Consider the following 378-nt stretch of genomic DNA (forward strand, 5'->3'; position numbering starts at 1 on the left):
TTTTCTTGTTGGAGTTGGATTTCTAATAAGTTTTTGGCTTTGATGATTTCTTCAGGAGTTAGTTGTTGTGTTTCCGTTGTTTGGTTAGTTTCTTTTAATTCCTCACCAAGTGGTGGTGTGTGTTGGAGTTGTTCTTGTTGCAATAAGGTAGGTTCAGTTGTTGATTCAACTGAACCTTTATCAGGGATTGTTAAGGTTACTAGTTTCTCTTTCTTCTTGATTTGTTTCTGTTTTATCTTCATTATAATTAGTTAAAATTGATTCTTCTTTTTCGATAATTGTTGGATTGAATGATTGTTGAATAAATGGCGCTTGTAAGATTGGTGTTGGGGGATTTTCCATTTTATGGGTTAATTGTTGTGGTGGATTAGGGATTTT

2 pseudogenes are annotated in these 378 nt (G+C 33.3%); both read right to left on the reverse strand.

Annotated elements, in window-relative coordinates:
• Positions 1 to 242: pseudogene (locus tag RI01_RS02935) on the reverse strand (hypothetical protein); the annotation flags it as partial.
• Positions 181 to 378: pseudogene (locus RI01_RS02940) on the reverse strand (hypothetical protein); the annotation flags it as partial. The pseudogenes RI01_RS02940 and RI01_RS02935, both read right to left, overlap by 62 nt.

Origin of the sequence: Italian clover phyllody phytoplasma str. MA1, from assembly GCF_000300695.1 — a bacterium.
GTDB lineage: Bacteria > Bacillota_I > Bacilli_A > Acholeplasmatales > Acholeplasmataceae > Phytoplasma.